The organism is Diaphorobacter sp. HDW4A, assembly GCF_011305995.1.
Taxonomy (GTDB): domain Bacteria; phylum Pseudomonadota; class Gammaproteobacteria; order Burkholderiales; family Burkholderiaceae_C; genus Diaphorobacter_A.
Genome location: NZ_CP049910.1, coordinates 2,399,258 through 2,416,472 on the forward strand (window position 1 = coordinate 2,399,258; position 17,215 = coordinate 2,416,472).

A 17,215-nucleotide genomic window follows, 5' to 3' on the forward strand; every position below is an offset into this window, starting at 1 on the left:
ACCCATGCATCGCAACACAATCATCTCAGCAGCCGCAAGCCTTCTGCTCTCCGCCCTGCCCCCTGCAGCTCAGGCAGCGGCCAACACCACGACCATCCTCACAGCCACCGTGCAGGCCTACCCGAGCTGCATCCACTACGAGCCGCGCGGGATCTGCTTCTTCCTCATCTGTAAGCCGTATTGCAGCCTGGAAACTTCCATCCGGATCCGGCACTACGTGCCCGATGTGGTGGTCAGCACCTACCACGACTCGAAGAACCATCCTTGGACGGAAGTAGGCAAGCCGCTCGCTAAGACGTTGCAGTCGGTGGGATCTTCTTTGATCGGCGCACAGACCGATTCGTCTGGCAGCAACCACCGCGAATCGACCGAGATGGCCACGTTCAAGAGCGCCGACGCCATCGGCAATCCGGCCGGGATGATCACCCAGATGATGTCGGGCGACATGGGCAACTTCGGGGACTCGTTCTCGTTCCCGGGCTATGAAGAGCTCATGAAGTTCCCCACGCAGGAGCTGCCGAACATCATGCAGCAATGGGGCAATGTGCCGCAGCAGGCGGGCAACCAGCTGATGGAGTCGGCACGGGGCCTTGCCAATGCGCCCGGTGCGCTGATGTCCTCCATCTCCAACTTCCAGTCTTCGCTCTCCACCATGCCCTCCGGCATGCAGGCCGGGCGCGACACCCCTGCCTATCTCGACAACACCGGCGGCAACACGTCGAACACCGAAGCGGGCAAGACAGGCGTCGGCACGATGGATGGCTTGTTCGGTGGCTCGGAGAGCACCAGCCTCACCGGCATTCAGCAGACCGACACCTCGACGGTGGATCTGTCGTCCATGAAGGAGATCGGGGCGATGGCCGAAGCGGCGGGCGGGGGCAATGACTACTTCTGCCCCGGCGCTGCGTCCACCTTCACCCTGCACTTCCAGAGCGACATGGACATCCTGTATTGGCGCGGCGTAATCCCGCTGGAGATGCTGTATCCGCAGTCCTGGATCCCGGGCATGGGCGAGGTGAGCACCGATGGGCTGACGCACACCTGGGGCCCCACGTACCCGCGCACGGGCGAAGTCATCCAGTCCCACCCGGTCAAGGCCTCGGCCGTGTTTGCGAGCCGCGTGGCCAGCATCATCACCCAAGAGGCCCAGCCTCACATTTACAAGTATTTGAAGCCCGGTGGCGGCTTCAAGTACCTCGCCAAGGCCGACAAGCAGCTCTGGCAGATGCTCTACCCCAAGACCGAGACGACCTGCGTGACCTTCGGCACCAACGATGCCGTGAGCACAGGCTCGTTCGGTGACTACAAGACGGATCTGGGCGACGCCTACATGTGGAACCTCTGGAACCGGTACGACTGCTGCCGCATCAAGGGCGCATTCCTGTTCTCTGTGCCATAGATCGCCTCTGGAACTCACCATGAACCTGAACCGTAAATCGCTTGAACGCAAGTGCCGTCTCGCGCTCAGCATTGCCTTCATCTGCTCGGTGCAATTGGGCATGTCCTCCAATGCACACGCCCAGCCGGTGCGCAACTCATCTCTCTACTACCGCATGGGAGGAGCCTCGCCCGGCGGTAGCGCCAACTACCGTGGCCAGGCCGCGCACAACCTGAGTCTGGGAGCGAACCTGCGCCTGAACTACTCGTGCGGCAAGTTCGACATTGGCCTGTCATGGACGAACATCATGAACAACCTGTCCAAGCTCGGGCAGACGGTCACCAACGCCATCCAGTCGGGCATCGCCGCGCTGCCGATGTACATCCTGCAGCGGGCGCAGCCGGGTCTGTATCAGCTCTTCCAGAACTATTCGCAGAAGGTGGATCTGCTGACCTCCGCCGGCCTCAAGTCCTGCGAAGAAATGGAGGCCATGATCAAGGCGGGCAAGGACCCGTACGAGGACTGGATGAAGATGGCCAAGGGTGATGCCTGGAAGATCAAGGCCTCGGGCTCGGGCGACGTCTACCAGTCCAAGATCGACATCGAGAAGAACGAGGCCGGCAACAAGGCCGGTATTCCATGGGTCTTCGGCAAGCGCGCCGGAGGCGTGGACAGCAGTCCCATCGAGCCCATCAAGGACCTGTCGATTGCGGGCTACAACGCCACCATCAACAAGGCGGTCACGGCCTCGTCGGTGACGGACTACAGCGCCTCCACGGCAGAAAAGAACTCGCGCTTGGTGCGGGCCTTCAGCACCCCCGAGACACTCGCCAAGTGGGCCACCGACGTGCTGGGCGACCAACGCGTCTACACCTGCAGCGAAGAGGATTGCCCCAAACCCACGACCGTGACCACCGCCAGCGGTCTGGGTCCCAAGTACGAGGCGGAGGTGGACACCGTGATGCCCAAGCTGCAGACGCTGGCCACCCCATCCACAACAGCCTCCTACGCGGAGCTGGCCGAGATCGCTGCTCCGGGATTCGGCGTGTCGCCCCAGCTGCTCGATGCTGTGCGCCGCCTGCCTACGGAGACACGCAACATGGCGGTGAACCGGCTCGGACAGGAGATGGCCATGCACCGGGTGATCGACAAGGCGCTGGTGGCGCGTGCCGTGCTGCTCACCGGCCTGAGCCTGCCCGAGGTGATGGCCGCGGGCGACGCGCTGCGCACCACGCAGGATTCCATCGACCGTCTCACCCGCTACATCGACGACCTGATGTACGAGGCCAAGATCCGCAAGGAGCTGACCTCCAACACGGCGCTGTCCATCATGAGCGACCAGTTCGTGACCGACAGCCGCGCCATGCAGGTGCCGGACGGAACCCCCGCCGAGAAAGCGCCTTTGACAGGCGGACGGGTGAAGCCATGACCAGAGAAAACGGATCCCCAAAGCCTTGGAAGCGCATGCGTTGGCTGGTAGTCGCCTGTGCTCTCGCCGTTCCATTGGTAAGCATGCTGCTCATCGCCGCCCTGCAGCACTTCGTGAGGGACGCCAGTGATCTCGCCACTGTGCAGCGCGTGAGCGGCATCGTGCATGCGCTGGGACTCGTTCTCCAGTGCATGGCCGTGGCAACTCTGATCTGGAAATGGCGAGCGCTCGTGGACTGGGGCAAGAACAAAGGGTTTGTGCGCGAAGCCGAGTATGAAAGCGCCCTCGCCTACCGAGCCAAGGCCAGCACCTTCCTGCTGCTGTACCTGATCCTGATCCCCATCGGCCCATGGCGGATCTGGGTGTTCTTCAAATTCTGGATGGGAGCCTGACATGCAGTTGGACAGCTATCTCGAACTCTTTACGACGTTCTACGGATGGGCGTTCGCCAACATCATCGGCGAGGTCGTCACCGGCACGGGTCTGATCGTGCTGCCCTTCCTGATCGCCATCCTGAACACCTGGAAGGAGGCCAAGGAGCGCGGGGAGGAAGATGTCGGTGTCATGGGCATCATCGGCATGGTGCAGACCCGGCTCATGGTGATGCTGTTCGTGATGTCGGTCTGTTTCTTTACCAGCCCCATCACCAGCCTGCACCATGCAAGGCTGAGCTACACACCGCCGCCCAGCATGGGGGAAGCCAGCCCCTCGGCAGCCCAATTGCCAGGAACCACCAACTCCACCTACGACCAGGCGCTGCGCGATGCCACCGACGGCACCCTCAGCGACAGCGGCAATCTGGCCTATGTGCCAGCCTGGTGGTTCACCGTCATGGCCGTGAGCTCGGGCGTGAACAGCGGGGTGCGCAATGGCATCAAGAATTCGGGCTCCGACATGCGGGTGCTCGAAGACATGGCCCGAAACGCGACCATCGAGAACCCGGTGCTGCTGGGCAATGTGCAGCGGTTCTATTCTGAATGCTTCATCCCGGCGAGAAGCCAGTACCTGCAGGCCGACCCGGCCATCATGAGCGGATCGGGTGCGGCCATCCTCGCCGAGGGCAACGGGGACTACGGCCCCACCGATGCGGACTGGATGGGCAGCCAGTTCCTGCGCACCGAGCCCGGCTACTACGACACGCTGCGAAGCCGAGCCCCCGTAGCAGGATTCGCCATCGACTACCGCCGCGACACGGACTACTACGACCCGTCAAGCGGCATCGACCCGGAGATCACCGGAGCCTACAACCCCGAGTTCGGGCGCCCCACCTGCAAGGAATGGTGGGAGAACGACCTGCGAGAAAAGCTCATCTCCTCGAGCTCGATGATCCGGTCCTTCGCAACCGCCGCTGGCAGATCCTTCACCTACACGTCGCCCGACAAAATGAAGGACGAGGTCGCCCGCATCGCCTCCACTACGGCGAATCCCGTGTTCGTCGACAGCGAGAAGATCATGGGCGATCACTACGACACGGGCACCACCCTCGGGCGTGCTGCAACCGGCGCATTGAGCACGTTCGGGGTCGCCAAGGAATCGTTTCTGGCGAGCGCATCGATGCTGCCCCTCATGACCGCCCTGCCCATGATTCAGGCGCTGGTGCTGATGGGGATCTACACGTTCTTGCCGCTCGTGGTGCTGCTGAGCGGGTTTGATCTGAAGGTATTGTTCCTGGGCGCGGTGGCCATCATGACCGTGAAGCTCTGGGCCTCGATGTGGTACATCGCGACCTGGGTGGACGGGCACCTGATCAATGCGATGTACCCCGGAGCGCTGGGCAACCACTTTGTGCAGGAGGCGATGATGATCGCCAAGGGGGCCGTGCCACCGACTTACAAACGGATGATCTTGAATACGCTGTTGGTGTTCTTGTTCATCGGGCTGCCTGTGATCTGGTCGTCCATGATGGGATGGATCGGAATCAGGTTGGCTGAAGGAACCGACAGACTTCTCAACCAACACGGCGGTGCTGCAGCCAATTCAGGGAAAAACGGCCTTGGAGTGGCTGGATCACTCGGAGGCAGAAAAAAGTGAGTTTTCTTCAGTCCTCCGAGTCACCCCAGTAATAGCGCCAGTTTGGATGACTCCAATCCGCGTAATCTGGTCGGTCAAAAGCAGCGACGTTATGTTCGTTGTTACTCTCAGATTCGTTATCAACAGAGTTGAGCAAAACAGCAAAAGTGGCGCACCCCAGAATCCATCCTGTCCTCGCGACCAGGATGGTTCCGTGCCAAAGCAGTTTCAGTGCATATCTCATTTTGTGCTCCTTTCCTCAGTCAGTTTCTGAGCGTTCCTCTCGTCCAGAGCATGCACACACGCCCTGCCTCGCGCAACTCCAGACATCAACCGTTGGATGGATTGTTCTGGCGTGGCGCTGAGATTGGATGGCGCAATACAATTTCTGAAGGATGAAGAAACCCGCAGCCCCCACCGAGCAGACCTATGCGGAATTGCAGCAGGCCTACGAGCACTTCAACCGCACGCTGTTCGATGCTGGGCTTCCCGACTGCCTGATCACGCTGCAGCGAGAAAAGCGTTCCATGGGCTACTTCTCCAGCCGCCGGTTTGCGGATGCGCACGGGAACTTCACCGACGAAATTGCGATGAATCCGTCGTACTTCGCGGTCGTGCCCGTCCTGGAGACGATGCAGACCCTCGTCCATGAAATGTGCCACCTCTGGCAGTTTCACTTCGGCAAACCCGGGCGCGGCCGGTATCACAACGAAGAATGGGCAAGCAAGATGCAAAGCATCGGCCTCATGCCCTCCTCCACTGGCCAGCCCGGCGGAGCGCGCACAGGCGAGCGCATGTCCGACTACGCGCTGCAGGATGGCCGATTCGTACAGTCCTGCGGCCAGCTCCTCACCACCTCGTTTTGCCTGACCTGGTACGACCGCTTCACCGACGTGGGTGATCGCCCCAGAAGTCCGGCACACCAGATGGATTCGTCCGTCGGTGGTGGCGAGCCGCCCTGCGTGGTCAATCCCGCCCTCACCCAGGCGTTGGTGAACTCGCGCAATACGGTAACGACAAACGGAGTTGGCGCGGGCGACACCAGTGAGAACACTGCGGGCACCGTCAAACAAACCGGGCCGTCGAATCGCTGGAAATACGTCTGCCCCTGCAATACGAACGTATGGGGCAAGCCCGGGCTTCAGATCATCTGCGGGGGTTGCAGCGGGACGTTCGTTGCCGCCCAAGGAATGGGCGCGACAGTGGCCTGACTCCGCGGTTCATTCCTCGCGGTCACGCGGGTAGCCTGTGTCCGCCCAGCGCTGCGCAGAAGACCGAGTCAGGTTGTGATCCGGCCGCACTCGTACCTTGGCCAACTGGCTACCGTCAGCAGCGATCGCAGTGAGCGTCGCAGAGGGGTTCTCCTCATCGGGTTCGATGTCGAGAGCCACCGTCACGCGCAATCCACGAACTTCGATCTGGATTTCTTTGTGCAACATCGCTGCCAGGTGCTGCTCACTGCGACGTATGACTTCGCAGGCAGTCTTCACCAACGTGTTGAAGGCCGCCATGTCGAGTGGCTTGGGACTCTTCTTGTCCCGCCCCATGGTCCATGGGCCAACCAGCGCTGGTTCCGCTTGGCCATCTTGCGTCATCGCCACCGCCCAGCCATCGTCGTCTTCATTCTTGATGACACGGGCTTCCCAGCCCCGGTGATGCCAAAGGCGATCTTCGAAGATGGAGTCATCTTCTTGTTCGAGTTCTACGGACATGGTTGACCTTGTTGAGCTGCCAAGTCGCAAGTTTACTGGTTTTTTATACAGTATTCGCATGCCTGGGTTCATGCCAAGACAGGAACTGGCACAGCATCTGTGTACGTCAGGTCTGCAGCGATTGCAGCCGCTCGCGCCGACGAGCAAGATCACGATGACTGCCTCTTTCCAGTCATTCAGCCTTAACTCACGTTGCACGCAACGGCCGCTGTGTCGAGTTATGCCAGCCATAGGTCTTACAAAGAACCATTTGCGCTATGTCTGTGACCGCGTTAACACCAATCGACATCGCAGGCTCAATTGCTGGCTTTTCCTGCGTTCCAATGTCGAATTCGCGCGCTCCCCCCTAGAACGTGCAATCTAGTCAGACTGGCTGTCGTGTCGTGTCGTGTCGTGTCGTGTCGTGTCGTGTCGTGTCGTGTCGTGAGTTTTTACAGTTTCGTCGGATGATGGCATGATCCTTCAAATTGTTAATTTACGTAGCCTAAGATGCAGTTTGTTCGCCAAGGTCCTGATATTCCTGAAAGGCTTTTGCAAGCACATGAAGACGGGCGGGTAGTTTTCTTCTGCGGTGCGGGTGTTTCCTACCCCGCACGGCTGCCCGGCTTTGCTGGTCTGGTGAACAGACTCTACGAAGCTCTCTCGATCACGCCCAGTCCGGTACAGCAGTCCGCGATCAAGGCCGGGCAGTTCGACACCGCCATCGGCCTGCTTGAAGCAGATTTCGTTGGTGGCCGAGGAAAAGTGCGCAGTGAATTGGCGAAGATCCTGACACCTAACCTCACGGCCCCAAATGCGACGGTCACACACGAGGCCCTGCTGACACTGGCACAGAACCGCGAAGGCCATACACGACTCATCACAACTAACTTCGACCGCCTGTTCGAGGAAGTCCGGGCAGCGAAATCGCTCTCGTTTCCGGACTTCAAGGCACCTCTGCTACCAGTACCGAAGACCCGATGGGACGGTCTGGTGTACCTGCACGGCCTGTTGCCCGTTATGGCAACGGCAGGCGATCTGGATCGCCTGGTGGTCTCCAGCGGGGACTTCGGATTGGCCTACCTGATAGAACGCTGGGCCGCTCGCTTTGTGAGCGAGTTGTTCCGCAATTTCACGGTTTGCTTCGTTGGATACAGCATCAACGATCCGGTGTTGCGCTACATGATGGATGCACTGGCAGCAGACCGTTTGATGGGCGAAAGTCCACAGGAGGTGTTTGCCTTCGGCAGCTACTCCGAAGGCGAGGAAATTGCCAGTGCTAGTGAATGGAAGGCAAAGAACGTCGTACCCATTCTTTATCGCGATGACAACCATCACAGCTACCTTCACGAGACCCTGCGCGCCTGGGCCCTCACTTACCGTGACGGCGTGCGCGGTAAGGAACGTATCGTCGTTGAATGCGCTATCGCCCGCCCGCTGGCAAGTACGAAGCAGGACGATTTCGTCGGGCGGATGCTGTGGGCATTGAGCGACCCTGGCGGCTTGCCCGCAAAGCGGTTCGCGGAACTTGACCCCGTGCCCTCACTGGACTGGCTGGAGCCGTTAAGCCAGGACCTATACCGCCACGCCGATTTGGGGCGATTCGGCGTTTCGCCCCAAGCCTCAGTGGACGACACGCTTTCCTACAGCTTAGTCAACAGGCCTGCACCGTACTCGCTTTCGCCGTGGATGACGATTGTCAATTCCGGGCCTCGCAACATCCGCTGGGATGCCGTGATGTCTCAATTGGTTCGTTGGCTGCTCCGTCACCTCGACGACCCAAAGCTATTGATTTGGATGATCAAGTGCGGCGGCCAACCGCACGACCAATTAATGCGGTTGATTGAACATCGTCTCGACGAATTGGACGAACTCGCCAACGGCGGCAACACATCCGAATTGGATCGCATTCGAGCGAATGCACCTAACGCCATTCCTCGTCCCGCAATGCGGACGCTCTGGCGCTTGTTGTTCAACGGGCATGTGAATCCCGGGTGCCGTGATCTAAGCCTCTACCGTTGGCGCGATCAGTTCAAGCGTGATGGATTGACTGCCAGCGTGCGCTTAGCACTTCGGGAGATATTGACACCTTGCCTGTCATTGCGCGAGCCATTTCGTTGGTCTGATGGGGACCATGACGACAAAGCGCATGATCGCATCATGGACATTGTGGAATGGGAAGTCGTACTGGCATCAGATCACGTTCACGCCGGCTTGAGCGACATACCCAAGAATGAACAATGGACGGCGGCACTGCCGGAACTGTTGGACGACTTCACAGCCCTACTGCGCGACGCGCTTGACCTGATGCGTGAGCTTGGTGGCGTGGATAGCGAGAACGATCATTCGTATATCCATCAACCTTCGATTTCAGAGCACTCGCAAAACAAGGATTTTCACGATTGGACGGCGCTGGTTGAACTGGCCCGGGATGCGTGGTTAGCCACTGCAACGAAGTCGCCGGAACGGGCGCGTATCGTAGCCGAGACTTGGGCACACGGGGCGTATCCGGTATTTCGACGCCTCGCGCTGTTTGCCGCAACACAGGGGCAGGTCATTTCGTTTCGGCAAGCTCTCGACTGGCTGTTGGCGGATGATCGGCGGTGGCTTTGGTCGGAGGAGACCATGCGCGAAACCATGCGCCTGCTGGTTTCTTTGGCACCGCAACTGGACACAGCAAAGCTGACCGAACTGGAGCAGGCAATTCTGTCGGGGCCGCCCCGCGAGTTGTACCGTGACGATGTTGCCCCCGATCGCTGGAACAATATCGTTGATCACGGCATATGGCTGCGGCTTGCGAAAATGGTCCAAGCAGGTGTGACTCTTAGCGAAGCGGGACAGTCGCGGCTCCATGCCCTCTCAGCACAGAATCCGTGCCAGCTAGCCGCCGACGAAAGTGACGAATTTCCCATCTGGATGGGAAGTGGCTGGGTCGGCGATCACGATCCGTGGAAGTCATTCACTCCGATTCCGCGCACGAGGCGCGGAGTGCTGAACTATCTGTCGGTGCACTCCATTCTGGATGACTCGCAGCAGGACGACTGGCGCAAGCGGTGCTCTGATATGTTTCAGGCAACGGCCTACGCCTTGTGCAAGCTCGCGCAGCAAAGCAATTGGCCAGTCGAACGCTGGCGCGATGCGCTGCAAGCCTGGGCGGAGGAAAAGCTGCGGGGCCGTTCGTGGCATTTCATGGCTCCAGTTATCGCTGGCATCCCTGACGACTTGCTGCGAGCTTTGTCTCACGGCATCGGTTGGTGGCTGCAAGCCGTGGCGAAAACTTTCAGTGGTCATAAAAACCACTTTCTGGCGATTGCTGAGCGCATCTTGGGCTTGGATTTTGAGGATGAGGGCGACACTGACGATACGGTCTCCCGCGCCATCAATCATTCCGTTGGCCACGTGACGCAAGCATTGCTAGATTGGTGGTATCGCCAAGAACTAAATGATGGGCAGGGACTGCCCGAACTTATCAAGCCCATCTTCACGCGGCTTTGCGATACGCAGGTCGCTAAGTTCAGGCACGGTCGGATACTGTTGTCGACCCATGCCCTCTCTTTGTTCAGGGTGGACAGCGCTTGGTCCGAGCAGAACCTTCTGCCATTGCTTGACTGGAACCGTTCTGAACTGGAAGCACAGGCAGCTTGGGAGGGCTTCCTCCGGTCGCCACGGCTGTATCGTCCATTGATGGAAGCGATCAAGCCCGCCTTCCTCGATACGGTGAATCACTATGCGCAATTGGGCCAGCACAATGAACATTTTGCGGCGTTCCTGACATTCGCTGCGCTCGACCCTGGCGACACTTTCACTAAAGAGCAGTTGGCCACTGCCTTCCGCGCACTTCCCGCTGATGGTCTGCGCGAATCGGCTAGGGCCTTAGTGCGAGCGCTGGAAGGTGCAGGTGATCAGCGCGAGGATTACTGGAGGAATCGGGTCTTACCGTTCTGGGAAAAGATCTGGCCAAAATCCAACAATCGGGCTTCGAGCGCCAGCGCCGAGTCGCTGGCTCGCCTGTGCATCGCAGCAGGTAGTGAGTTTCCATCAGCCATGGCCACGATTGGAAACTGGTTGCGCGTTGTGCAGCATCCCGACTACGTAATTCATCGATTGCAGGAGTCAGGCCTATCCGCCCGTTTTCCCGAAGGCGCGCTGCAACTACTGTTCATTAGCGTAAGTGATCAGTCGCCGTGGCTATCGCCGAAGCTACGCCAGTGCCTTGATACCATCGCTCAAACAGAGCCCAACTTACTTCAGGACCGTAGATTCATGAGACTGGATGAGTTAGCAAGGGGAGCCAGGTCATGAGAACGGGATGCGTGGAATGGCGATCTCAAACTTGGATAGCAATGTGGGAGGGGAAAACGGGCTACATCTTTGGCCCAGGAGCCCTGCTAATTGAACTGGGTTTTGGTGCGCTTATCAACTCCAAGAAGTAAGCACACTCACGGAACAGAGGATGGCGCGGTTCACAACGGGATGCCTGTCAGCGAGCGCGCCTTTCCCAATTTAGACGCAAAATCAGACCGTAGATCGCAGTGGCACAGCATCCCCCCACCTAACTTGGACCGCATGCGACAGTGATTGATATCGGGCACGTCCCATTGGTGTACTTTTCTCCAACTGGAAGAGCCAGAAGTCTGCATCCTCTTGCTTGAACCTACCTGTCGATTTGAGCATTTCGTTTAATTTCAGATCCTCATCCGTGTACAGGTGTCCAAATCTTTCCGTGCGAGTGCGTTGGTCACGCGCGGGGCCCGCCCCCCAACGCGTATCATCACTTTCGATCGGAAAAAAGTCACCGTTTAGCCACAGGTGAGTTGGCGTGGAGGGGGTCAGAACCCTTAGAAGCTGTGTTGCTTGCAACAAGGACGTTGGTACGGATTTCCCCATGTATCGAAAGAACCTGTAGTTTTGCAAATCATTCAGCGCAATGGGCCACAGCTCATCGCTTGTCATGGACTCCAGCAACGTTTTACTGGATTCACTTCTACGGTAGTGAATCAAAATTGGCCACAAATTTCTGGCGACGAGATACCACGCATCGGCGCATTCCACGAAATCACTTGTTATCTCAAGTCTGGCTGCATCTATCACGTCCATCGCAAAGATGAATCCGTGAGCAAATGCTTTTTCCGTATCACCCAAAGCAGGAACCCGGCTGCCCGCACTGTTTAGAGATTGAGCCAGCCATTGCGGAAGCATCGGAGAACTCTTGGATTTCACCGTTTGCGCGGCGCACACCGTTACGTGCTTCCAATGGTCATAGCCGCTTTGCTGAGCTACAAAGTCTTGAGCCGAGGCCAAGCTTACGCATGAGCTCTTACGATGTTTCTTGGCTTGAAGATTAAGCTTTTCGACTGCCGTGGCAGTGGTGGCGATGAATCGCATATGTATTCCTATATGTCGTCGCGGATGTACTCGGTGCTCACTGCCGTGCTCCACGAAACATTGGAACAATCGGATCAAGATACTCATGTCGTCCCGGCGAACCAGGTGGGCTGAATAGTGAGCAGCAGGCGTCGACAAACGCACGGAAGCATTCTATGTTGAAGACCGGCAATTTGTAAATCCCCCAAGGATTGGTTTCGAAGGTACGCACCAAAGTACTTTCGCCCTCATATTCTTAAAGCTCTTCAGTCACTCCTCACGCGCCTCGCGTCTTACAGTCCGGCGTATGTTCTCTTGGCAAACACCGCTGGGTCGTGAAGAGCGCACATGGCTGGTTTGCGGACTTTGGCAAACTGCGTATCCGATTCGAGCACTTTTGTCTTTGGCCGCTGCGATCATCTGCTCATGGTTTGTGGATTGGCTGCGTGCCACAGACCTTGAACGACTGGGTCAAGAAGGCCGAGGTCGACAGCGGACAGCGCCCCGGCACCACCACCGCGGATGCGCAGCGCATCAAGGAACTGGAGCGTGAGGTCAAGGAATTGCGCCGGGCCAATGACATCCTGAAGACGGCCAGCGCGTTTTTTGCACAGGCGGAGCTCGACCGCCGTCTCAAGTCGTGAGGGCCTACATCGACCCCCACCGTGATGATTACGGGGTCGAGCCCATCTGCAAGGTGCTACACATGGCCCCGTCGTGTTACTGGCGCCACGCAGCCCGGCAACGCAATCCGCAATTGCGCAGTGCGCGCGCCCTGCGTGATGAAGGCTTGAAGGCTGACATTCAGCGCGTGTGGCACGCCAACTGGCAGGTCTACGGAGCCGACAAGGTCTGGCTGCAGATGAACCGTGAGGACATCCCGGTGGCGCGCTGCACGGTGGAGCGACTGATGCGTGCCATGGGGTTGCAAGGGGTACGCCGTGGCAAGACGGTGCGCACCACCACGCCGGACCCATCGGCGCCGTGCCCGCTGGACCACGTCAACCGGCACTTCAAGGCCAGCCGCCCCAACGAGCTGTGGGTGTCGGACTTCACTTACGTCTCCACTTGGCAGGGGTGGTTGTACGTGGCCTTCGTTGTGGATGAATCGCCCCGGTTTTGAACTGCCCCCCAGAAGTTGGACAAACTTCAAGGGGTTTCATGAAGAAGTACAAAACGGAGTTCAAGCTGGAAGTGGTCCAAAGCTTCTTGGCAGGCGAAGGCGGCGCGAAGCTTTTGGCTCGGCGGTGCTCGGTAAGCATCAGGGCCTTCGCATCAGCAGCCCGGTGCAGGCACTGGACCAGATCGACTATGAGTACGGCATGTTTGCCGGGCACCGCTCGCCGTACCAAGGGACGGGGCAGCGGCTGTTGGGAACGGTTTGCACCGATCTGGAACATCACAATTTTCCGCATGTGTTTGCGTCAGTGGATCTGGACCTGCCGCTGGTGATTTCCGTGGGGCGTTATTGGCCTGACATGAATAAGCTCTTTCTCGCGGATCTTTGGTTGCCGCGTGGCAAGGCGCTGTATGTGCCACCAAGGCCCAAACTAGCAGGGCAGCGTCACATTGATCTGCATGGCAACCGCAACTCGGCGCTGGCGTGTTGGAAAGATATTGAGCAAGACAGCGTCAGAACGCGTACATTGCTGCAAACCGATGGCGGATATTTCCATTGGTTCTGGAATGAATTGCCCACAGTACATCCTCTTCTGAAGTGACGGAAAAAACGCTCATGTCCGATATACGTCCCCGCCTGCGCACGCTAGAGCCTGACTCAGACAATCGTCTGTATCAGACGTTGCTGGAGTCCACGCTGGCGATTCCGTTCAAGATCGATTGGGCGTCCAAGAAATACACCTATATCGGCCCACAGATCGAAGACCTTCTAGGGTGGAGCCCGGAGAGCTGGCATACAGTGAACGATTGGGCCGAGCGCATTCACCCGGAGGAGCGTGAGCAGACGGTGGGTCGCTGCGTGGAGCTTTGCCTCGCCGGCGTAGACCACGAGGCTGAGTATCGCGCGCAGACCAAGGACAACCGCTATGTCTGGGTACGTGAAGTGGTGCATGTACTGTGCGACGAGGACGGGCAACCCACCGCACTGATCGGCTTCACGTTCGACATCACCGCGCAGAAGAAAACCGAGCAACTGCGTGCCGAGCTGGAGGAGCAGAGGCTCTCCAACGTGCGGCTGCAGGAGCGCCTGCGGCTCACGCAGGATCTGCATGACGGGCTGGGCGGCTCGTTGGTCTACATGATCGCGTCCGTCGAGCAAGGCAATGGCGCGATGGCCCGGCCGCAGGTGCTGTCCATGCTCAAGCTGATCCGAAACGATCTGCGCCAGACCATCGACAGCAATGCCTCGGCTCAGGTACGGGTTCCTGCATCACCGCAGGAATGGCTTGCACCGCTGCGTCACCGGTTCAACAGTCTGTTCGAAGTGCTGGATGTGGACTGCGATTGGGAGTTTGCGCGTGACTGGCGTACACCGCCCAATGCGATGCAGTATCTGGCGCTGACGCGACTGATCGAAGAGGCGCTGACCAATGTGATCAAACACAGCCAAGCCCGGCATGTGCGCCTCGCGTTCAAACAACCTGAAGACGACACGTTGCAGCTCGAGATCGAGGACAACGGCGTGGGCTTCGATGTCGAGCAGGTCAACGCGTCGGGTCTGGGCATAGGCATGCGCTCGATGTCAGTCCGCATCTCCCGCGTGGGCGGAGTGCTGTCCATCGAATCCAAGCCGGGCCGCACCCTGTTGTCAGCACGAGTGACGTTAAGCCCGAACTGAATCCAGACCAAGCCTGCAGCCTACAAAACTGGCGCGCTCCTGACGAGGGCAGCCAAGCAGGGGCAGCCTCGCAGCAAGTACTGCGCCCCCTGCCCGCGTTGCGCAGCAATTCGAGAGCGGGGGAACGCGCGTGGCGCCTCAGGGGGTATTCCTTACCTCGGCATGCCGAGCGCTCTCTCTGCCATCAGGTTCATTTGAATCTCGTTCGTGCCGGCGTAGATCGTGTCCGCACGACTGACGAGCCAAAGCTGTTGAAGCGGGCGCAACTCGGGATCGCTCTGCAGCAGTTCTCCCTCTTCCCCCAACACTTCCATCGCCAGCTCGCCCAAGTTGCGGTGCCAGTTGGACCACGCGTATTTGGAGACCGACGCCACGCGCTGTGAGGTGCCTTCATCCGATGATCGCAGCGCGTGGCTACGCAGCGTCTGCAGGCCAAGCGCTGCCTTGGCCAGGCGCTGGCGCAACAAAGGGTTGCGGGCGGCGCCGTTCTTACGGGCAAGGTCGAGGATCAGGTTCAGCTCGTAGCGGAAATGCGCCTGTTGTCCGAGCGTGGACGCGCCGCGCTCGCAGCCGAGCAGATACATCGCGACCTTCCAGCCGTCGCCCACGGGGCCAAGATGCAGGCTGGCTTCGGTACGTGCGCCGTCGAAGAACACCTCGTTGAATTCAGATGTGCCGGTGATCTGGCGAATCGGCCGCACTTCCACGCCAGGCTGATTCAGGCGTACAAGCAGCAGCACCATTGCGCCGTGGCGACCACCACTTGCTGCGGGAGCAACAGCTTCATCGCAGCGTGCGAGCACGAAGATCCATTCGGATTCATGCGCCCACGAAGTCCAGACCTTCTGGCCTTCGATCACCCATTCGCCGGTCGCGGGATCGATGCGAGCCTTGGTGCGAATGGCAGCAAGGTCGGAGCCCGCGCCTGGCTCGGAGTAGCCCTGCGCCCAGTAGTCCTTGCCCGCCAGGATGCCAGGCAGAAAGCGCTCCTTCTGTTCTGGTGTGCCGTAATGCATGAGCGTGGGCGCGAGTAGTGTCTCGCCGATGTGGCCGATGCGGCCGGGGCCGCCGCAGCTCACGTACTCTTCATGATAGATCACCTGCTGTGCAAGCGTCGCGCCACGTCCGCCGTGCTCGGCCGACCAGCCGATGCCAGTCCAACCGCCCTTGGCAAGCTCCTGCTCCCATTCCTTGGCGAGCTGGGCGTCATAGCCCTCCGCACCCAGTCCGCTCGCGTGCTTGAGCGGCGCGAACTTGCCAGTGAGGTGTGCATGCATCCATTCACGCACCTCGGCGCGAAAGGCTTCGTTGATCTCGGTTTCTTGCACGTTCATGCGGCCTCCAGCGCAGCTGGCTGTTGTGTCTGTTGTGGTTCATCGTCGAGCAGAAGTCCAGCCACTTGCTCGTGCCATTGCTCCACCGTGCCCATGCGCTGGCTCAGCGTCTGCGCACGGCGGAAGTACAGATGCGGATCGAACTCCCAGGTGAAGCCCACGCCACCATGCAGCTGAATGCATTCGCGTGTGGAGAACAGCGCCGCCTCGGTCGCCTCGGTGCGTGACTGCGCGGCGTACATGAAAAGCGCATTGCCCACGGTCCCTGCATCGGCCGCCGCCGCCGCGCTGTAGACGGCAGAACGCGACATTTCAACGCCCACCAGCATCTGTGCCGCGCGGTGCTTGATGCCTTGGAACGACGCCACGGCCTTGCCGAACTGCATGCGCTCCTTGGTGTAGCTCACCGCGAGTTCCAACGCCCGCTCGGCTACTCCGACCTGTTCCGCCGCCAGCGCAATCGCCCCAAAGCTGCGCAGCTCGGCCCACAACGCATGCAACGCATCACCTTGCACCAGCACCGCACTGCTCGCCAACGTCACCTGCTTGGCGGTGATATGCGCGCTCGTGCGCGTACCATCGACCGTCACCAGGGCTTCGACCGACAGACCAGCCGCGTCCGCAGCGACCTCAAGCAAGGCCAGCGACCCGCAAGGCAGCGTCGCAGGAAGAATGAACACATCGGCCACCGCCCCCGACGCCACTTGCTGCCAACGGCCCTCAAGCAACAGAGAAGAGCCATCGACCACCACACGCGCGCTGGCCGACAGCGCACCGCGCACCGTCATGCCCAGCACACACACCTTAGACGAAAGCGCCAACCGCTCCACCACGGCAAGCCCCGAATCGCTGGAGCAAAGATGCCGCCACAAAGGAGCAGGTGCCACCACCGCATCAAAGAACGGCACGCAAGCAAGATGCGCCCCCATTTGCTCGGACAGCAGCACCAGCTCCATGAGCCCAAGGCCCATGCCACCCGCGGCCTCGGGCAGCGCCACGGTGCTCCACCCCATCTCGCACACCTGCTGCCACAGCGCCCGGTCAAAACCGCCGTGTCGCTCTACCACCTCTCGCACCTGCGCGCTGGCACTGTTCTCCGCCAGGAAAACCGCCGCAGATTCCGCAATCATGCGTTGTTCGTCGTTCAAACCAAAGTCCATGATGCGCACTCAAATGGAATAGAGAAAAAGAGATGTGGCCCTGAACCTGCTC

12 protein-coding genes, 2 pseudogenes and 1 other annotated feature are annotated in these 17,215 nt (G+C 59.5%); of the genes and pseudogenes, 10 read left to right on the forward strand and 4 right to left on the reverse strand.

The window, feature by feature from the left end; translation table 11 throughout:
* Positions 1 to 4: 4 nt before the first annotated feature.
* From G7047_RS10790 to G7047_RS10810, 5 genes are all read left to right on the forward strand, one after another.
* Positions 5 to 1,399 (forward strand): TraU family protein, encoded by a 1,395-nt coding sequence (locus tag G7047_RS10790; protein WP_240939447.1) that lies wholly within the window; start codon positions 5 to 7, stop codon positions 1,397 to 1,399.
* Positions 1,400 to 1,418: 19 nt separating this feature from the next.
* Positions 1,419 to 2,807, forward strand: a complete 1,389-nt coding sequence (locus G7047_RS10795) for an integrating conjugative element protein (RefSeq protein WP_205904766.1) — start codon at positions 1,419 to 1,421, stop codon at positions 2,805 to 2,807.
* On the forward strand, positions 2,804 to 3,199 hold the full coding sequence (locus G7047_RS10800; RefSeq protein WP_166304794.1) for a hypothetical protein: 396 nt from the start codon (positions 2,804 to 2,806) through the stop codon (positions 3,197 to 3,199). Before G7047_RS10795 ends, G7047_RS10800 begins: the two co-directional genes overlap by 4 nt.
* 1 nt (position 3,200) lies before the next feature.
* Positions 3,201 to 4,838, forward strand: coding sequence for a conjugal transfer protein TraG N-terminal domain-containing protein (locus G7047_RS10805; RefSeq protein WP_166304797.1), 1,638 nt, complete (start codon positions 3,201 to 3,203; stop codon positions 4,836 to 4,838).
* A gap of 374 nt (positions 4,839 to 5,212) precedes the next feature.
* Complete coding sequence (locus G7047_RS10810; RefSeq protein ID WP_166304800.1) at positions 5,213 to 6,028, forward strand: SprT-like domain-containing protein; 816 nt, start codon at positions 5,213 to 5,215, stop codon at positions 6,026 to 6,028.
* A 9-nt stretch (positions 6,029 to 6,037) separates the two neighbouring features.
* Here the strand turns inward: G7047_RS10810 and G7047_RS10815 are convergent, their stop codons facing one another.
* Positions 6,038 to 6,529, reverse strand: coding sequence for a hypothetical protein (locus G7047_RS10815; protein ID WP_166304803.1), 492 nt, complete (start codon positions 6,527 to 6,529; stop codon positions 6,038 to 6,040).
* Between the two features lie 489 nt (positions 6,530 to 7,018).
* On the opposite strand from G7047_RS10815, the gene dsr1 reads away from it, so the two are divergent.
* Complete coding sequence (gene dsr1, locus G7047_RS10820) at positions 7,019 to 10,810, forward strand: anti-phage defense-associated sirtuin Dsr1 (protein ID WP_166304806.1); 3,792 nt, start codon at positions 7,019 to 7,021, stop codon at positions 10,808 to 10,810.
* Between the two features lie 213 nt (positions 10,811 to 11,023).
* Here the strand turns inward: dsr1 and G7047_RS10825 are convergent, their stop codons facing one another.
* Positions 11,024 to 11,893 carry a hypothetical protein gene (locus tag G7047_RS10825; protein WP_166304809.1) on the reverse strand — a complete coding sequence of 290 codons (870 nt, stop codon included), beginning with the start codon at positions 11,891 to 11,893 and terminating at the stop codon, positions 11,024 to 11,026.
* 263 nt (positions 11,894 to 12,156) lie between these two features.
* On the opposite strand from G7047_RS10825, the pseudogene G7047_RS10830 reads away from it, so the two are divergent.
* From G7047_RS10830 to G7047_RS10845, 4 genes and pseudogenes are all read left to right on the forward strand, one after another.
* A pseudogene (locus tag G7047_RS10830) lies at positions 12,157 to 12,311 on the forward strand (IS5/IS1182 family transposase); the annotation flags it as partial.
* A pseudogene (locus G7047_RS10835) lies at positions 12,310 to 12,977 on the forward strand (IS3 family transposase); the annotation flags it as partial. The pseudogenes G7047_RS10830 and G7047_RS10835, both read left to right, overlap by 2 nt.
* Positions 12,471 to 12,587 (forward strand) — a sequence feature (AL1L pseudoknot). It overlaps the preceding pseudogene by 117 nt.
* Positions 12,976 to 13,593 carry a hypothetical protein gene (locus G7047_RS10840; protein ID WP_240939448.1) on the forward strand — a complete coding sequence of 206 codons (618 nt, stop codon included), beginning with the start codon at positions 12,976 to 12,978 and terminating at the stop codon, positions 13,591 to 13,593. The pseudogene G7047_RS10835 and the gene G7047_RS10840, both read left to right, overlap by 2 nt.
* Before the next feature lie 14 nt (positions 13,594 to 13,607).
* A complete protein-coding gene (locus G7047_RS10845; protein ID WP_166304812.1) occupies positions 13,608 to 14,669 on the forward strand; it encodes a PAS domain-containing protein in 1,062 nt (353 codons plus the stop codon).
* Between the two features lie 152 nt (positions 14,670 to 14,821).
* Here the strand turns inward: G7047_RS10845 and G7047_RS10850 are convergent, their stop codons facing one another.
* Complete coding sequence (locus tag G7047_RS10850) at positions 14,822 to 16,003, reverse strand: acyl-CoA dehydrogenase family protein (RefSeq protein ID WP_166304815.1); 1,182 nt, start codon at positions 16,001 to 16,003, stop codon at positions 14,822 to 14,824.
* Positions 16,000 to 17,163 (reverse strand): acyl-CoA dehydrogenase family protein, encoded by a 1,164-nt coding sequence (locus tag G7047_RS10855; RefSeq protein WP_240939449.1) that lies wholly within the window; start codon positions 17,161 to 17,163, stop codon positions 16,000 to 16,002. The genes G7047_RS10850 and G7047_RS10855 overlap by 4 nt, the downstream gene beginning before the upstream one ends.
* Positions 17,164 to 17,215 lie beyond the last annotated feature (52 nt).